Annotated in this window: 17 protein-coding genes and 1 pseudogene; 7 read left to right on the forward strand and 11 right to left on the reverse strand. The window is 61.2% G+C overall.

Annotated features, from left to right (window positions below; genetic code table 11):
* Window positions 1-20: 20 nt before the first annotated feature.
* The 7 genes from ACY4LX_RS04255 to ACY4LX_RS04285 form a co-directional block, all read right to left on the reverse strand.
* Complete coding sequence (locus ACY4LX_RS04255) at window positions 21-1,148, reverse strand: AGE family epimerase/isomerase (RefSeq protein ID WP_463259250.1); 1,128 nt, start codon at window positions 1,146-1,148, stop codon at window positions 21-23.
* Window positions 1,149-1,317: 169 nt separating this feature from the next.
* Window positions 1,318-1,890 (reverse strand): HupE/UreJ family protein, encoded by a 573-nt coding sequence (locus ACY4LX_RS04260; RefSeq protein ID WP_463259251.1) that lies wholly within the window; start codon window positions 1,888-1,890, stop codon window positions 1,318-1,320.
* Between the two features lie 29 nt (window positions 1,891-1,919).
* Complete coding sequence (ureG, locus tag ACY4LX_RS04265; RefSeq protein WP_463259252.1) at window positions 1,920-2,534, reverse strand: urease accessory protein UreG; 615 nt, start codon at window positions 2,532-2,534, stop codon at window positions 1,920-1,922.
* 23 nt (window positions 2,535-2,557) lie between these two features.
* Window positions 2,558-3,232, reverse strand: coding sequence for an urease accessory protein UreF (locus ACY4LX_RS04270; RefSeq protein ID WP_463259253.1), 675 nt, complete (start codon window positions 3,230-3,232; stop codon window positions 2,558-2,560).
* Window positions 3,229-3,729, reverse strand: coding sequence for an urease accessory protein UreE (ureE, locus tag ACY4LX_RS04275; protein WP_149660606.1), 501 nt, complete (start codon window positions 3,727-3,729; stop codon window positions 3,229-3,231). Before ureE ends, ACY4LX_RS04270 begins: the two co-directional genes overlap by 4 nt.
* A gap of 339 nt (window positions 3,730-4,068) precedes the next feature.
* Complete coding sequence (locus ACY4LX_RS04280) at window positions 4,069-4,701, reverse strand: TetR family transcriptional regulator (protein ID WP_463259254.1); 633 nt, start codon at window positions 4,699-4,701, stop codon at window positions 4,069-4,071.
* A 166-nt stretch (window positions 4,702-4,867) separates the two neighbouring features.
* Window positions 4,868-5,290, reverse strand: coding sequence for a hypothetical protein (locus ACY4LX_RS04285; protein ID WP_463259255.1), 423 nt, complete (start codon window positions 5,288-5,290; stop codon window positions 4,868-4,870).
* Window positions 5,291-5,677: 387 nt separating this feature from the next.
* Here ACY4LX_RS04285 and ACY4LX_RS04290 point away from each other — a divergent pair, with 387 nt between their 5' ends.
* Entirely contained in the window at window positions 5,678-7,753 is a 2,076-nt protein-coding gene (locus tag ACY4LX_RS04290) for an AsmA family protein (RefSeq protein ID WP_463259256.1), read from the forward strand.
* 53 nt (window positions 7,754-7,806) lie between these two features.
* On the opposite strand, the gene ACY4LX_RS04295 is transcribed toward ACY4LX_RS04290, so the two are convergent.
* Both ACY4LX_RS04295 and ACY4LX_RS04300 read right to left on the reverse strand, forming a co-directional pair.
* A complete protein-coding gene (locus tag ACY4LX_RS04295) occupies window positions 7,807-8,337 on the reverse strand; it encodes a ferritin-like domain-containing protein (RefSeq protein WP_149660609.1) in 531 nt (176 codons plus the stop codon).
* Between the two features lie 135 nt (window positions 8,338-8,472).
* Complete coding sequence (locus tag ACY4LX_RS04300) at window positions 8,473-9,399, reverse strand: LysR substrate-binding domain-containing protein (RefSeq protein WP_463259257.1); 927 nt, start codon at window positions 9,397-9,399, stop codon at window positions 8,473-8,475.
* Between the two features lie 116 nt (window positions 9,400-9,515).
* Here ACY4LX_RS04300 and ACY4LX_RS04305 point away from each other — a divergent pair, with 116 nt between their 5' ends.
* From ACY4LX_RS04305 to ACY4LX_RS04315, 3 genes and pseudogenes are all read left to right on the forward strand, one after another.
* The gene (locus tag ACY4LX_RS04305; RefSeq protein ID WP_149660612.1) at window positions 9,516-10,154 is read left to right on the forward strand and encodes an FMN-dependent NADH-azoreductase; all 639 of its coding nucleotides are present in this window, start codon (window positions 9,516-9,518) and stop codon (window positions 10,152-10,154) included.
* Window positions 10,155-10,459: pseudogene (locus ACY4LX_RS04310) on the forward strand (DMT family transporter).
* A 97-nt stretch (window positions 10,460-10,556) separates the two neighbouring features.
* Window positions 10,557-11,447, forward strand: a complete 891-nt coding sequence (locus ACY4LX_RS04315; protein ID WP_149660614.1) for an esterase/lipase family protein — start codon at window positions 10,557-10,559, stop codon at window positions 11,445-11,447.
* 102 nt (window positions 11,448-11,549) lie between these two features.
* On the opposite strand, the gene ACY4LX_RS04320 is transcribed toward ACY4LX_RS04315, so the two are convergent.
* Window positions 11,550-12,425, reverse strand: coding sequence for a DMT family transporter (locus ACY4LX_RS04320; RefSeq protein WP_463259258.1), 876 nt, complete (start codon window positions 12,423-12,425; stop codon window positions 11,550-11,552).
* Between the two features lie 98 nt (window positions 12,426-12,523).
* On the opposite strand from ACY4LX_RS04320, the gene ACY4LX_RS04325 reads away from it, so the two are divergent.
* The 3 genes from ACY4LX_RS04325 to ACY4LX_RS04335 all read left to right on the forward strand — a co-directional run bounded on the left by ACY4LX_RS04325 (window position 12,524) and on the right by ACY4LX_RS04335 (window position 14,882).
* Window positions 12,524-13,312 (forward strand): AraC family transcriptional regulator, encoded by a 789-nt coding sequence (locus ACY4LX_RS04325; RefSeq protein ID WP_463259259.1) that lies wholly within the window; start codon window positions 12,524-12,526, stop codon window positions 13,310-13,312.
* 72 nt (window positions 13,313-13,384) lie between these two features.
* Complete coding sequence (locus ACY4LX_RS04330) at window positions 13,385-13,690, forward strand: PsiF family protein (RefSeq protein ID WP_003221193.1); 306 nt, start codon at window positions 13,385-13,387, stop codon at window positions 13,688-13,690.
* Between the two features lie 178 nt (window positions 13,691-13,868).
* Window positions 13,869-14,882 carry an AI-2E family transporter gene (locus ACY4LX_RS04335; protein ID WP_149660617.1) on the forward strand — a complete coding sequence of 338 codons (1,014 nt, stop codon included), beginning with the start codon at window positions 13,869-13,871 and terminating at the stop codon, window positions 14,880-14,882.
* A gap of 103 nt (window positions 14,883-14,985) precedes the next feature.
* Here ACY4LX_RS04335 and ACY4LX_RS04340 read toward each other — a convergent pair whose 3' ends face one another.
* Window positions 14,986-16,254 carry an Hsp70 family protein gene (locus tag ACY4LX_RS04340; RefSeq protein WP_149660619.1) on the reverse strand — a complete coding sequence of 423 codons (1,269 nt, stop codon included), beginning with the start codon at window positions 16,252-16,254 and terminating at the stop codon, window positions 14,986-14,988.
* Window positions 16,255-16,493: the final 239 nt, after the last annotated feature.

Consider the following 16,493-nt stretch of genomic DNA (forward strand, 5'->3'; position numbering starts at 1 on the left):
CCGCGAAAGCGATCTCGAACTCAGCGCAAATATTCAACCAAGCCACGATAACAAGTCGCCAAGTGATAAGGCGTAGTCGAAGGCATGTCCTTGCGGCTGACTTCGCCTTCCTCATCCCGACACTCATACCAACCGCCAACATGCAGAAACCGCTGCTGCAACGCCTGCAATTGGCGCAGCACCGCTGCCTCGCCGTCCGGCCGCAACGTCAGTGCCCGCAGGTATTCAGCCTGGGCCCAGATTCTTTCAGTGCCGTCCTTCGCGCGGCCATCCAGATCGAGCATCGCTCGAACAGCGTTTGTCTGTGGATCCACACCCAGGTGCTCAGTGAAAGCAAAGGCCCGGTCCAGCGAGGCATGCAGCTTCGATCCGCGCAGCAATGGCGAGGACTCCAGCAGGAAATACCATTCGAATTGATGCCCCGGTTCAAACCAGTTATCCACAGCCCCCAGCGGTTTTTCCATCAACACACCGGTCTGTGGATCGATGAACCGCTTGTGCATGGCTGTGCATAACTTGACGAGCGCCGCTTGGGCGCCAGCGTCTTCGCGTACCGACAGGGTGGCGAGGAAGGCTTCGGCCAAGTGCATCAACGGGTTTTGTAGCGGGCCGGTGTCGAGGGATGACCAGTCGCGCTCAAGGCACGCTTCATACAGACCGTCGTCCGTGGCGAAGCGCTGGGCCACGACTTCCAGCGCGGCATTGAGCACCGATTCCACCAGCGGTTCGCGCACCTTGTCCCAGTAATGGGCGCAGGCGAACAGGATGAAGGCGTGGGTATAGAGGTCTTTGCGCTGATCCAGCGGCGCGCCTTGCGGGTCGATGCTGTAGAACCAGCCACCGTGCTCGGCATCGTGGAAATGCTGCTGCAAGGAACGGAACAACGCTGCCGCGCGTTCTTCGGCCGCCGGCACCTGGCCGATCAGGCTGGAAAACAGATACAGCTGGCGGGCGCAGGCCATGGCTCGATAGCGTTGTGGCGCCAGCGGTTGATGCCCGGCGTCCAGCGCTTCATACGGCAGCGCCATGTCGGCGTTCCAGCCGGGGCCTTGCCAGAGCGGCACGATCACGTCCTGGAAATGCTGTTGCACCGAAGCGAACAGGGCGGTTAATTCAGGCTGGGAGGCAGAGCGGGAAGCATGGGGCATTGGCTGGCGTCGTCACGGCAGGGGCGATTGCGCGACATGGTAGCAGAGTGAGCGGGTCGATCGTTCCCATGCTCCGCGTGGGAATGCCTCTAGGGACGCTCCGCGTCCAGTGACGCGGAGCGTCACGGGCTGCATTCCCACGCGGAGCGTGGGAACGATCTCTGGGGGCTTAGCCCGCCAACAACCAGACCCCGGTCGCCGCGGAAGCCGCACCCGCGACGCGAATCAACGGCGCCGCCGCCTGAGGCAGCACGCGCACCACCGCATAACCGGCTGCATGCAATGCCGCCGTCGCCGCCACAAACCCTGCGGCATACGCCCAAGGGCTGGACATGTCCGGCAATTCCAGACCATGGGCCACGCCGTGGAACAGCGCAAACAACGCCGTCGCACCCACCGCGACGCTCAACGGTGGACGCACCGCCAAGGCCACGGCCAGGCCCAGCGCCAGCACCGAGGCCGCAATCCCGCTTTCCAGCGCCGGCAGGTTCAGCCCTTCAAACCCCAGTAAGCCGCCGATCAGCATGGTGCCGACAAAGGTGCATGGCAGAGCCCAACGCGCCGCGCCTTTTTGCTGCGCGGCCCACAAACCCACCGCGACCATCGCCAACAGGTGATCGATGCCGCCAATCGGGTGGCTGATGCCGGCGATCAAACCGTTGTCGCCATGCCCCGGGTGGGCGAAGGCGATGGCGGGGGTCAGCAGCAGGGCCAAAGCGCCCAGGATGCGTTTGAGTGTCATGGATAAGCTTCCTTGTTGATAAGTCGTGATCAGGCTGCGATCAGCAGGCCTTGGCGTTCGATGAAGGCAATGATGTCTTCCAGGCCCAGGCCGGTTTTCTGGTTGCTGAAGACGAATGGCTTGCCGTTGCGCATGCGTTTGGTGTCGCTGTCCATCAGTTCCAGCGAGGCGCCCACCAGCGGCGCGAGGTCGACCTTGTTGATCACCAGCAGATCGGATTTACAGATCCCCGGCCCACCCTTGCGCGGCAGTTTGTCGCCGGCGGAAACGTCGATCACGTAGATGGTCAGGTCGGACAGTTCCGGGCTGAAGGTCGCCGAGAGGTTGTCGCCACCGGACTCGACAATGATCAGGTCCAGCCCCGGAAAGCGCCGGTTCAACTGGTCCACGGCTTCGAGGTTGATCGAGGCGTCTTCGCGGATCGCCGTGTGCGGGCAGCCGCCGGTTTCCACGCCGATGATGCGTTCCGGTGCCAAGGCTTCATTGCGCACCAGGAAGTCGGCGTCTTCGCGGGTGTAGATGTCGTTGGTCACCACCGCCAGGTTGTAGCGGTCGCGCAGGGCCAGGCACAGGGCCAGGGTCAGGGCGGTTTTGCCGGAACCGACCGGGCCGCCGATGCCGACGCGCAGGGGTTGAGTGTTCATATGCTTCTCCAAAATAAAGGGCCCTAGGAGCGAAACAGACGGCTGTACTGGCGTTCATGGGCCATGCACGCCAGGAACAGGCCGAAAGCGGCGCTGCCATAGTGTTCGGGGTTGATTCGAGTGGCGTGCTGCTGGGCTTCCTGCAGCAGCGGCAGCAATTGGCTGGTCAGGCGCTGGGCGGCTTGCTGGCCCAGGGGCAGGGTTTTCATCAGCACGGCCAATTGGTTTTCCAGCCAGCTCCAGAGCCATGCGGCCAGCGCATCCTGAGGACTGATGCCCCAGGCGCGAGCGGCCAGGGCCCAGCCGAGGGCGAGGTGCGGTTCGGGGCGTTGTTCGAGAAAGGCCCTGGCCGGCGCATCGAGTTCGGGCAAGCCGTTGAGCAGTTGCTGCAACGAATAGCCCATCTGCCGGCTTTCCTGATGCAACTCGCGGGTTTCGCGGCTGGCGCGATGTTCTTCGCAGCGTTGCAGCAGCCCTGCCCAGTTTTCGTCCGCCGCCGCTGTGCAATGGGCGAGCAGCAAAGGCGCTTCGAAACGCGCCAGGTTGAGCAGCAATTGATCGCTGATCCAGCGTCGCGCGCTGTCGGCATCCGTCACCCGCAAGTTATCCACCGCCATTTCCAGGCCTTGGGAATAGCTGTAGCCGCCAATCGGCAATTGCGGACTGGCCAGGCGCAACAGCGCCCAGGCTGGGTTCATAAGCGCACGCCGAACTGGTGCAGTTTCGGCGGGTAGTTGAAATCTTCATCGCCGTGGCGCGAGTGGTGATGGCCGCCGCCATAGGCCCCGTGTTCCGGCTGGAATGGCGCCTCAATGTTTTCCACCTTGGCATCCAGCTGTTCGAGCATGGCCTTGAGCACGTAGTCGTCGAGCAGGCGCAGCCAGCCGTCACCGACTTGCAGGGCAACGTGGCGATTGCCCAGGTGATAAGCGGCGCGGGTCAGTTCGAAGGCATTGGCGCAGGTGACGTGCAGCAGTTGCTCAGGACGGGCGCAGACGCGGACGATGCGCCCGTCTTCGGCCTGCAGGCATTCGCCGTCATACAGCGGCGGCTGGCCGCGCTCCAGAAACAACCCGACGTCTTCTTGTTCGGCACTGAAACAGCGCAAACGGCTTTTGCTCCGGGCTTCGAAGGTCAGGTGCAACTCGGCGGCCCAGACGGGTTGAGGCTCGATTCTGCGATGAATCACCAGCATCGGAATGCTTCCAGCAAAGGACAATGCTCAGGCTAGAGCAAGGGGCTTGCCAATCGGGGTGATGCGTAGGAAAACCCTGTCGGAGCTTAGTAGTTGTTGCAGGATGTTGCGGGGTTTTGGTGCATGTTGGTGCGTGAAGGATTCTTTATGCACCAAATTGGGGGGGGGGTGGGCTTGTGGGGCGAGGGGGCTTGTCGGAATGCCGCACCACCCGGTTCGGCTGCGAAGCAGTCGTAAAATCTGAGAAACGCGGTGCGCTGATAGGACGCGAGGGAGCGCTTCGCACTTCCACGGGGCAAGCCCTCTCGCCACACAAGCCGCTCTCACAGAGGATGTGTGTTATTCCGTACTGCCGAGCCCCTGCCAATGCTTCAACCCAATAAAGATAAAACGCAGTTGCTGAGTGATCTTCGCCTGGGGCGTCAGATGCTCCGGCAACGCTTCCACCGGCGGATCGATAATGTCCGGCAACGTGGCAAATACGCTTTTAACGATCAGGTCGGCCATGACGCTCAGCCCGTCGATGCCCAGATGCTGCAATTTCGGCATCAGCGATAAATCGGAGGCCAGGTCGGAACTGATGCCTTCGCGCAAACGGCCAATGGCCTGGCGCACCGGCTGCGAACCACCGTACTGCTCGCGGGCCAGAAACAGGAATTGCGAGCGATTGGCGCTGACCACATCGAGAAAGATCCGCACCGACGCATCAATGATGCCGCCCATGACGAATTCGTTGTGGCGTACCAGGCGGATGGTTTCGCGGAAGGTCTGGCCGACTTCGCTGACCAGCACCAGGCCCAGTTCGTCCATATCGGCAAAATGCCGATAGAAACCGGTGGGGACGATCCCGGCGGTTTTCGCCACTTCGCGCAGGCTCAGGCTGCCGAATCCTCGGCCGCATTCCATCAAATGGCGGGCGGCGTCCATCAGGGCGTTGCGGGTCTGTTGTTTCTGTTCGGCGCGGGGCAGCATCGCAAGGGTGTTTTCTGGACAGGACAGCGGCGCACTCTAGCAAATCGGCTTTGCCGGCGTCGAACGGGGATCAGGGATCAGGGATTCAAGCGAGGAAGAAGGGCGCTGCTGTAAAAGTCAAAAGCCCAATCCAGTGATTGGGCTTTTTTTCAGGGCCGCCACAGGCTCAGCTCACAGCGCTGTTGCGTTCGATAACACGGTCACCACCACCTTCGGCAACGGCTTGGCCTTGTGGGGTTTTGTCGTAGCCATCTTCAACCAGGCCTTTTTCTTCAAGACGGTTGCGGCCGTTTTCAGCGAGTTGGCCTTGTGGGGTTTTATCGTAACCGTCTTCGGCTACAGCCTGACCTTGTGGAGTTTTGTCGTAGCCATCTTCAGTGATCAGGCCTTTCTCTTTCAGGCGATCATTACCACCTTCAGCAAGGGTCTGGCCTTGTGGAGTGCGGTCCGAACCATCGGCGGCAACGGTTTGGCTGAATACAGAGTGACTGTCTTTGACTTGCGGAGTGGCCTGATCAGCGGCTGGCAGAGCAAAAGCGGTGCTGGCTAGCATCGAGAGGGTCAGGCTAAGCAATAATTGGCGTTTCATGATGGGTTGCTCCTTGGGAGGGCGATAAAGTGGGTACGAGGGCAATGCTACTCTCGATAAGTCGATATAAAAGTTCATAAACGCAATGGTAATAATCAACAGAATTGATTGTTCTGCGTAGAGGCTCTAGATCGGGCTTCTCCGGCCGGTGGTTTTGCACCGAGGTGGGTATTTTCGACCCACTCGTGCCGCACAAAAGTGCGGGACCGGTAACGTCGGTAGCGGGCGCACTGTGTCGCCGGACGATTATTTGAGCGTTAAGGAGACTTTCGGTTAAACCTGCGAGCCGTTTTCCAGTCGTAGATTTCATGGCGCGCCGCTTCTGGCCCGCCGTTTCAAACGTGCGTCGCAGTCAGGGCGCTCAGTCGTATTCAGGAGCCCTGTGCAATGACGCGCACTGCAAAAATAATCAGCTGGACCGTCGCCAGCCTTGTTGTACTGCTGGCGGTACTGGTTCTGGTCATCGTGTTCTTCGATTGGAACCGGATCAAACCCACCCTCAACACCAAAGTATCCGAAGAGCTGCACCGTCCGTTCGCCATTAATGGCAACCTCGCGGTGGTCTGGCAGCGTGAGCCCGATGAGGGCGGCTGGCGGGCCTGGGTGCCATGGCCGCATGTGGTGGCCGAGGACTTGAGCCTGGGCAACCCGGACTGGTCGAAAAAGCCGCAGATGGTCACGCTCAAGCGCGTCGAACTGCGGATTTCGCCGCTGGCCTTGCTGGCGCAGCGCGTGGTCATCCCGCGCATCGACCTCACCGAACCCAATGCCGATCTCCAGCGCCTGGCCGACGGCCGCGCCAACTGGACCTTCAAGTTCGATCCGAAAGACCCGAACGCCGAACCGTCGAACTGGGTGGTGGACATTGGCGCCATCGGCTTCGACAAAGGCCACGTGACCCTCGACGACCAGAGTCTGAAGACTCAGCTCGACCTGTTGATCGATCCACTGGGCAAACCGATTCCGTTCAGTGACATCGTCGGCGACAAAGCGGCAAAAACCGCGGTCGAGAAGGGCGGCGCCCCCCAGGACTACGCCTTCGCAATCAAAGTGAAGGGCCAATACCACGATCAGAAACTCGCCGGCGAAGGCAAGATTGGCGGCCTGCTGGCCTTGCAAGACGCGGCCAAGCCGTTCCCGCTGCAAGCCCAGGTCAAGATCGCCGACACCAGCGTCGAACTCGCCGGCACCCTGACCGATCCGCTGAACCTCGGCGCGTTGGACCTGCGCCTGAAACTGGCCGGCAGCAGCCTGGCCAACCTGTATCCACTGACCGGCGTAACCCTGCCGGACTCCCCGCCCTATGCCACCGACGGTCACTTGATCGCCAAACTGCATGACGCGGCAGGTGCACAGTTCCGCTACGAAGGTTTCAACGGCAAGATCGGCGCCAGTGATATCCACGGCGACCTGGCCTATGTCGCCAGTCAGCCACGGCCGAAACTCAGTGGTGCGCTGGTTTCCAATCAATTGCTGTTTGCCGACCTCGCGCCGTTGATCGGTGCCGACTCCAACGCCAAGCAAAAGGCCCGTGGCGGTGAAAGCAAACAGCCGACGGACAAGGTGTTGCCGGTCGAGGAATTCAAGACCGAGCGCTGGCGCGATATGGACGCCGACGTCGAATTCACCGGCAAGCGCATCGTTCACAGCGAGAAGCTGCCGTTCACCGACCTCTATACGCATCTGGTGCTGACCGACGGCGTGCTGAGCCTCGAACCCCTGCGTTTCGGCGTCGCCGGCGGCAAGCTCGACGCACAGATTCGCCTCAATGGCCGCACCGAACCGCTGGAAGGCCAGGCCAAACTCACCGCGCGCGGTTTCAAACTCAAACAGTTGTTCCCGACCTTTGAACCGATGAAAACCAGTTTCGGCGAGTTGAACGGCGACGCTGATATCGCCGGTCGCGGCAATTCAGTGGCCAAGCTGCTGGGCACAGCCAACGGCAAGCTGAAAATGCTGATCAATGACGGCGCCATCAGCCGCGAGTTGATGGAGCTGGCCGGGCTTAATGTCGGCAACTACGTGGTCGGCAAGATCTTTGGCGACAAGGAAGTGAAGATCAACTGCGCGGCGGCGGATTTCGACATCAAGACTGGCCTGGCGACCACGCAGTTGTTCGTCTTCGATACCGAGAACGCGATTATCTATATCGACGGCACGGCGAACATGGCGACTGAACAACTGGACTTGACCATCACCCCGGAATCCAAGGGCTGGCGTTTGATTTCCCTGCGCTCGCCGCTGTATGTGCAGGGCAAGTTCATCAAGCCGAGCGCGGGCGTGAAAGCCGTGCCTCTGTTGTTGCGCGGGGCCGGGATGGTTGCGCTGGGCGTGATTGCCGCGCCGGCGGCGGGGTTGCTGGCGTTGGTGGCGCCGAGCGGTGGCGAGCCGAACCAGTGTGCGCCGTTGCTGGAACAGATGAAGCAGGGCAAGGCGCCGGTGACCGTCAAGCCCACCCGATAAATGTGCGGCGTCTACAAGATCGTTCCCACGCGGAACGTGGGAACGATCAGGGGTTAGAGGTCTTTCAGAATGTCGGCCATATCATCCGCATGCTCTTCTTCCTGGGCCAGGATGTCTTCGAAGATGCGGCGGGTGGTGGGGTCTTTTTCGCCGATGTACTGAATGATTTCGCGGTAGCTGTCGATGGCGATCCGCTCGGCCACCAGGTCTTCGTAGACCATTTCCTTGAGGTCTTTCCCGGCCACGTATTGGGCGTGGGAGTTTTTCGACAGCAGGTCGGGGTTGAATTCCGGCTCACCGCCCAGTTGCACGATGCGCTCGGCCAAGCGGTCGGCGTGTTCGGCTTCCTGGGTCGCGTGTTCAAGGAACTCGTCGGCGGCCACATGGGCCTTGAGGCCGTTGGCCATGAAGTAGTGGCGCTTGTAGCGCAACACGCAGACCAATTCGGTGGCCAGCGATTCGTTGAGCAGGCGCAGCACTTCTTCGCGGTCGGCGCTGTAGCCTTCGGTCACGGCGCCGTTCTCGACGTTCTGGCGGGCTCGTGCGCGAAGGGTGGTTACATCAGACAAATGCATGTCGCTCATCTCGATCTCCTGGAGGCTAATCCGGTGGGCGTCACGCCTCTGGGGACGTGATCGCTACTTAAGATGTGAGTAATGAGCGTCGCGAAAAGTTTGATGTATTTGACGGGCGTGAAAGATCGCAGCCTTCGGCAGTTCCTACGGGGAGGTGCGTTGAGCCTTTGATCTTGGCAATAGACCAGACGCCGCTGCTTCTTCCTGCAACCACGCAAAAAATGCGCGTACCGGTGGATGCCGTTCACGCCCCGGCACACACAACGCGGCATAGCCGGCGCCATCCACTTGAACCTCGCCCTTGTAAGGCACCAGCAAACCGCTGGCCACGCTTTCGGACACCAGGATATTGCTCGCCAGCACCAGCCCTTGCCCGGCAATCGCCGCTTGCAGGGCGTAATGCTCTTCGTCGTATTCACGCACCGCCGGTCGCCCGGCCAGCCAGGTTTCGCCGGACTTCGCGCACCAGGATTCCCAACCGTGGGCGTAGAGCTTGGAGTTATGCCAACGCACGCTGATCAGCGTCGGCACCCGACTGGCCGCCGACGCTACCTGCTCGGGAGAGCCATAAACGCCGAAGGATTCATCGAACAGGCACAGCCCATACAGGTTCGGGTAATCGTCGAGGCTGTAGCGCAGCACCAGATCGACGCTGGCGTCCTGATGCAAATCGATGACTTCGCAATGGGTATCGAGCCGTAGGCTGATGGTCGGGTGCCGGGCATAAAAGCGCCCGAGTCGCGGGACCAGCCACAACGCGGCGAAGGCGGCGGTAGTGGAGAGCGTCAGGCTGGCGCCGCTGCGTTGCGGGCGCAGGGTGTCGACGCTCTGCGCCACTTCCAGCAAGGCACCGTGCAGGCTCTGGAACAAACGTTCACCGCCATCAGTCAGGCGCACCTGACGCGGCAATCGCTCGAACAGCGCAATGCCAAGCCAACTCTCCAGCGAACGAATCTGATGGGAAATCGCCGTGGGCGTTACCGAGAGTTCTTCGGCGGCGGCCTTGAAACTCAATAGGCGCGAGGCGGACTCAAAGGCGCGCAGGGCGGTTAGCGGCAGTGAGGCAAACATGGGAACTCCATGGATGAAATGAATTCATCCTGACTGACTTTTGTTCATTTGAAGAGGAACAGCTACGAGCTGCAAGCTGCAAGCCTCAAGCAGTTTAGCCATTAAGGAGTTTTCAGATGAGCACAGTTCTTGCAGTTCACGCCAGCCCCCGTGGTGAGCGTTCCCATTCCCGGCGTCTGGCCGAGGTGTTTTTGTCGGCGTGGCAGGCCCGTCATCCGCAGTCGCAGTTGACCCGTCGGGAGGTCGGTCGGGCGTTGATCCCACCGGTCAACGAGGCGTTTGTCGCGGCGGCGTTTTACCCCGAACCCGAGGCCCGGCCGTTGTCGATGCAGGCCGATCTGGCCTTCAGCGATGAACTGGTGGGTGAATTGCTCGGCCACGATGTGCTGGTGATTTCCACGCCGATGCACAACTTCAGTGTGCCCAGCGGCCTCAAGGCCTGGATCGATCAGATCGTGCGGCTCGGGCTGACCTTCAATCACACTCTGGACAATGGCGTGGCGCAGTACGAACCGTTGGTGCGGGGCAAGAAAGCCCTGATCGTCACCAGTCGCGGCGGCTTCGGTTTTGGCCCGGGTGGTGAACTGGAAGCGATGAATCACGCCGATCCGTTGTTGCGCACCGCGCTGGGTTTCATCGGCATCACCGACATCACGGTGGTCGCCGCCGAAGGTGAAGAGTCCGCCGAACGTACTTTCCAGATCTCCGCCGCCGAGGCCGAACAGCGTCTGTTGGCGCTGGCCAGGGAGTTCTAGATGGCCTGGGTGTTTCTGCTGATCGCCGCCGGCTTCGAAGTGACCTTCGCCATGGGCATGAAGTACGCCGAAGGTTTCACCCGGCTCTGGCCGTCGCTGATCACGGTGGCGGCTCGGTCGGCGGGATTTATTTCCTGACCCTGGCCATGCGCGAGTTGCCGGTGAGCATCGCCTACCCGATCTGGACCGCCATCGGGTCGCTGGGCACGGTGTTTCTCGGGTTTGCGCTGCTGGGCGAGAGCCTGACGGCGCTCAAACTGGTCTCGGTCGGGTTGATCGTGGCGGGGGTGGTGGGCTTGAAGTAACACGGATGTCATAGACTGGTCACGTTCGGTGGCGATGCTTGGCTGATGTCTTGCATCCCGCCTTGCGTCATCTCACCGATCACAAGGATGTCCGCCCATGTCGCAAGGTTCCGCCACGCGTTACCCGTTGGTGCTGGTTCCCGGAATGCTCGGGTTCATCCGTTTGCTGCTGTATCCGTACTGGTTCGGGATCGTCGCGGCGTTGCGCCGTGGGGGTGCGGTGGTGTTTGCGGTGCAGGTGTCGCCGCTCAATTCCAGCGAAGTGCGCGGCGAGCAGTTGCTGGCGCGGATCGACGAGATCCTTCGCGAAACCGGAGCCGAGAAGGTCAACCTGATCGGCCACAGCCAAGGCTCGCTGACCGCGCGTTATGCCGCTGCCAAACGCCCGGATCGGGTGGCGTCGGTCACGTCGGTGGCCGGGCCGAACCACGGTTCGGAATTGGCGGATTACCTGCACAAACACTATCCGTCGGACAGCGCCAAGGGGCGCGTACTGGCGGTTTTGCTGCGCCTGATCGGTGGCTTGATGAGTGTGTTGGAAACCGGTTATCGCGGGCCGAAACTGCCGGTGGATATCCATGCCTCCCACGAATCCCTGACGACTACCGGCGTGGCGCTGTTCAACCAGCGTTATCCACAGGGCCTGCCGCAAACCTGGGGCGGGCACGGGCCGGAGGAGGTCAACGGCGTGCGTTATTACTCCTGGTCCGGGACCTTGCAGCCGGGCAAGACCGATCGCGGCGGCAATCTGTTCGATGGGACCAACCGGTTTTGCCGGTTATTCGCGACAACCTTCGTGCGGGAAAAGGGGCATTGCGACGGGATGGTCGGGCGCTACAGCTCGCACCTGGGGACGGTGATCGGCGATGAATACCCGATGGATCACTTCGATATCGTCAACCAGTCGTTGGGGCTGGTGGGGAAGGGCGCGCAGCCGGTTCGGTTGTTTGTCGAGCATGCGGCGCGGTTGAAAGCGGCAGGTCTTTAGATCGCCTGTGGCGAGGGGGCTTGCCCCCGTTCGAGCGCGCAGCGGTCGCAAAATGGGGCCGCTACGCAGCCCAACGGGGGCAAGCCCCCTCGCCACAAAGAATTAGGTGCGCCCCAAAACGGTGGTCCACCGCTCCGAAAGAATCACCCCACCCAGCGTCAACATCCCGCCGACCAGGTGATACATCGCCAACTGCTCATGCAACACCACCGCCGCAATCAGTGCGGTAATCAGCGGCAGCAGGTTGAAAAACTGCGTGGTCCGGCTCGGCCCCAGGCGCACCACGGCTTGCATCCACGCCAAGGGCGCAATCATCGAGGCCAGCAGGCAGGCGTAGAGCACCAGCGGGATGTTCTGCCAGGTCGGGCCGATTTTTGGCGAGGCCACGAACAGCGGAAACAGCACCACCACCGCCACCAGCACCTGCAAATACAGCAACACCAGCGGCGGCAGGCGCAGCTGCCATTTTTTCAGGAGCGTGCTGTAGATCGCGTAGGCCAGAGTCGCGATCAGCATCATCGCGTCGCCCAGGTTCACCCCGTGCTCCAGCAATGCGCTCAGGCTGCCGGACGACACCACCACCAGCACCCCGGCAAACGACAGCACCGCACCGGCCAGCGCACCGGCGGTCAGGCGCTGGCCGAGGCTGATGATCGCCATCGTCAGTGACATCAGCGGCATCAACGACAGGATGATGCCCATGTTGGTGGCGGTGGTCAGGCTCGCCGCGAAGTACGCCAGGCTCTGATAAACCGCCATGCCGAGCACGCCGAGGACGAAAATCTTCCATAGATTGGGACGGATCATCGGCCAGTGGGCGATCACCGGTTTGAGCATGAAGGGCGTGAACAGAATCCCGGCCAGCAGCCAGCGATAGAAACCGATCTCGGCGGGGAAGATCGCGCCGGCCGACATCTTGGTGATCACGGTATTGCCGGCCCAAATGAAAATGGCCAGCAGGGGAAACGCATATTGCATGGGAGAGAAACCAGAACGTTGATGAGGCGCAATTATCCGCCTGTCTGGATGCAAGCCTATACTCCGATCCAGACAATCGGCCCTTGATGACGGACAGCATGAGCAGTAAACACATCGATCTGCTGGATTTCAGCGAACTGCCGGCCCCGGTGTACTTCCGCTACGCCGACTTCGACACCCACGAATACGCCTCGGCCCACCGCCACCCGTGGGGCACCCTGGAGTATTCGGCCAATGGCGTGTTGCACATGGAAATCGGCAGCAGCCGCTTCATGTCGCCGCCGCAGTACGCGGTGTGGGTGCCACCGCAGACCGAGCACAGTTTCTACAGCAACCAGCCAATCAACTACCGCGCGGTGTGCCTGGCGCCGTCGCTGTGCCGGGATCTGCCGCAACAAGCGTGCACCCTGGCCATCAGCGACATTCTTAAGGCGATCCTCAAGGACTTCGCCGCTCGCGACGTGAAGATTCCCGAACAGGACACTGACGTGCGCCTGGCCCAGGTGTTGGTGGATCAATTGCAACAGGCCCCCGAGCACGCCTGTTATTTGCCTTACGCCAGCAGTCCGGGGCTGCTCGGGATACTTGAAGCCTTGCAGGCCGAGCCCGGGGATAACCGGCCCTTGGCGGTGTGGGCGACGCAGATTCACGTCAGCGAACGCACCCTGGCCCGGCAATTCGTGCGTGAATTGGGCATGAGTTTCGGCGAGTGGCGCCTGCGCCTGCGATTTCTCGCGGCGATTGAAGCGCTGGGCAGCCAGCGCAGCATTCAGGACATCGCCTTCGACATGGGCTACAGCACCGGTTCGGCCTTTATCGCCATGTTTCAGCGCCAGGCCGGGTGCACGCCGGAGCAATATCGCCGCAGCCACCTCGAGACCAGGTGAAGGTGTTACAGGGTTTGTCTACACTTCAGGGCGAGGCCGCATCCATCGGTGCGGCAACAAGGAGAAAACTCCATGAAGATGTTGCGTGTCCCTTTGTTGATGATCGGTTTGCTGCTCTGCTCCCAGGGCTTCGCCGCCACGGCCCAACAGAACAAAATGACCACCTGCAATGCCGACGCTACCGCGAAAAGCCTCAAGGGCGATGAGCGCAAGACATTCATGAGCACCTGCCTCAAAGCCGCCCCGGCCGCCAATGACGCGAAAGTCCTGACCCCGCAGCAGGAAAAAATGAAAACCTGCAACGCGGACGCCAAGACCAAAGCCCTCACGGGCGATGCGCGCAAAACCTTCATGAGCGATTGCCTGAAGAAGAAATAATCCGGCCCTGTAGGCGCATGGCTCGCCCGCGATGAACGATAACGCGGTGTGTCATGGGTATTCGCGGCGCGCCCATCGCGGGCAAGCCTTGCTCCTACAGGTTATGCACAATTCCTAGTGCTGACCTCGGATCGCTGGCAGACTGCCCATCCTTTTACGCCGTTCGTTTTGAGGCTGTATGCCAACGTTTTCTCAGCGTCATGTATTGCTGTTGGTCAGTTGGGTGATCATTTTTGGCGGGCTGCTGCTGGTGATCCCGCTGCGCCTGTTGCCCAGCCTGCTGGCCGGGTTGTTGGTATTTGAACTGGTCAACATGCTCACGCCGCAGTTGCAGCGGCTGATCGAAGGTCGCCGCGCCCGTTGGCTGGCGGTGGCGTTGCTCGGCACATTGGTGGTCAGCGTGCTGGCGCTGATCTTTGCCGGTGCGATCAGTTTTCTATTGCACGAAGCGGAAAACCCCGGGGCTTCCCTCGACAAATTCATGCACGTGGTCGACCGCGCCCGCGGGCAGTTGCCGCCGTTCATCGATGTGTACCTGCCGGCCAGCGCCGCTGAATTCCGCGTGGCCATTGGCGAATGGATGAGCAAACACCTCAGCGATTTGCAACTGGTGGGCAAGGACGCGGCGCACATGTTCGTGACGTTGCTGATCGGCATGGTGCTGGGCGCGATCATCGCCTTGCAGCGGGTACCGGACGTGACCAAGCGCAAACCGCTGGCCGCCGCGCTGTTCGACCGCTTGCACCTGCTGGTCCAGGCGTTTCGCAACATCGTGTTCGCGCAGATCAAGATTTCCCTGCTCAACACTTTCTTCACCGGGATTTTCCTGGCGGTGATCCTGCCGATGTTCGGCATCAAGCTGCCGCTGACCAAAACCCTGATCGTGCTGACCTTCCTGCTCGGCCTGCTGCCGGTGATCGGCAATCTGATGTCGAACACCCTGATCACCATTGTCGGTTTGTCGCTGTCGATCTGGGTCGCGGTGGCGGCGCTGGGTTACCTGATCTTTATCCACAAGCTCGAATACTTCCTCAACGCGCGCATCGTCGGCGGGCAGATCAGTGCCAAGTCGTGGGAGTTGCTGCTGGCAATGCTGGTGTTCGAGGCCGCGTTCGGCCTGCCGGGGGTGGTGGCGGGGCCGATTTATTACGCGTATTTGAAGAGTGAGTTGAAGCTGGTAGGGATGGTTTAAAAGCAGTTGCAAGCCGCAAGTTTCAAGCAACAAGTCAAAGCAGTGGCGGTGTTCGCTCCTGCTTTTTACTTGCCGCTTGAAGCTTGCAACTTACCGCTGCTTCTCAGCAGCCGTAACGCTTCATGGCTTCAATCGCCAACCCGCTACCGATGCTGCCAAAGATATTCCCTTCCACATGCCGCGCCTTCGGCAGCATCGCCGAGACGCTGTTGCGCAGCGCCGGGATGCCGCTGGAACCGCCGGTGAAGAACACCGTATCGACCTGATCAACCCGCACGTTGGCATCGTTGAGCAGTTGCGTGACGCTGTTGCGCACGCGCTCCAGCAGGTTGTCGATGGCGGATTCGAACAAGGCGCGGGTCAGTTCCACGCTCAGGCCCGGCTCGATGCGGTCCAGCGGTACGTGGCGGCTGTCGGCGTGGGTCAGCTGGATCTTGGTTTCTTCCACTTCCATGGCCAGCCAGTGGCCGGCGCGCTGGTCGATCAGCTTGAACAGGCGATCGATGCCGCCGGTGTCTTCGATGTCGTAGCGCATGCTGCCCAGGGCCAACGTCGACTTCTGCGAGTACACCGAGTTGATGGTGTGCCAGGTCGCCAGGTTCATGTGGTGGCTGGTGGGCATGTAGGCGCCGCTCTTCATGCGGCTGCCGTAGCCGAACAGCGGCATCAGGCCTTGCAGGCTCAGTTGCTTGTCGAAATCGGTCCCGCCGATGTGCACGCCGCCGGTGGCGAGGATGTCGTCGTGGCGGTTGTCGTGCATGCGCCGCTCAGGGGACAGGCGCACCAGCGAGAAGTCGGAGGTACCACCGCCGATGTCGACAATCAGCACCAGCTCCTCTTTTTCGATGGTCGACTCGTAGTCGAACGCCGCGGCAATCGGCTCGTACTGGAACGACACGTCCTTGAAGCCGATGGCGCGGGCCACGTCGACCAAGGTGTTTTCGGCTTCCTGGTCCGCCAGTTCGTCGTCATCGACGAAGAACACCGGGCGACCCAGCACCACTTCTTCGAACTCACGACCGGCTTCGGCTTCGGCGCGCTTCTTCAGCTGGCCGATGAACAGGCCCAGCAAGTCCTTGAACGGCATCGCCGTGCCGAGGACGCTGGTGTCGTGCTTGATCAGCTTGGAACCCAGCAGGCTCTTGAGCGAGCGCATCAGCCGGCCTTCGTAGCCTTCCAGGTACTCGTGCAGCGCCAGCCGGCCGTACACCGGGCGGCGTTCTTCGATGTTGAAGAAGACCACCGAGGGCAGGGTGATCTTGTCGTCCTCCAGCGCGATCAGCGTTTCCATGCCGGGGCGTAGCCAGCCGACGGTGGAGTTGGACGTGCCGAAGTCGATACCACAGGCACGGGCTGGGGATGCGTTTTTCATGTCTTTCGAGTTCCGGTTAAAAAACGGCCGCGCAGTGTATGCCAGTGCGGCGAAGATTCGAAGGCCGACTATCCGCTAAATCACCGGCAATAGCGCCTTGATAAGCGGGCACGATGCCCCAAACTTGTCTGCATCGACCCTGGCAGCCATTTGGCGGTCGCAAGAACCGCCCGCCGCTGCCGATAAACTTCTGATGCGCTGCCCGGTCACAAACTTGAGATCGGTCAACCCGACAGCCT

Source organism: Pseudomonas sp. Emmai (assembly GCF_055179735.1).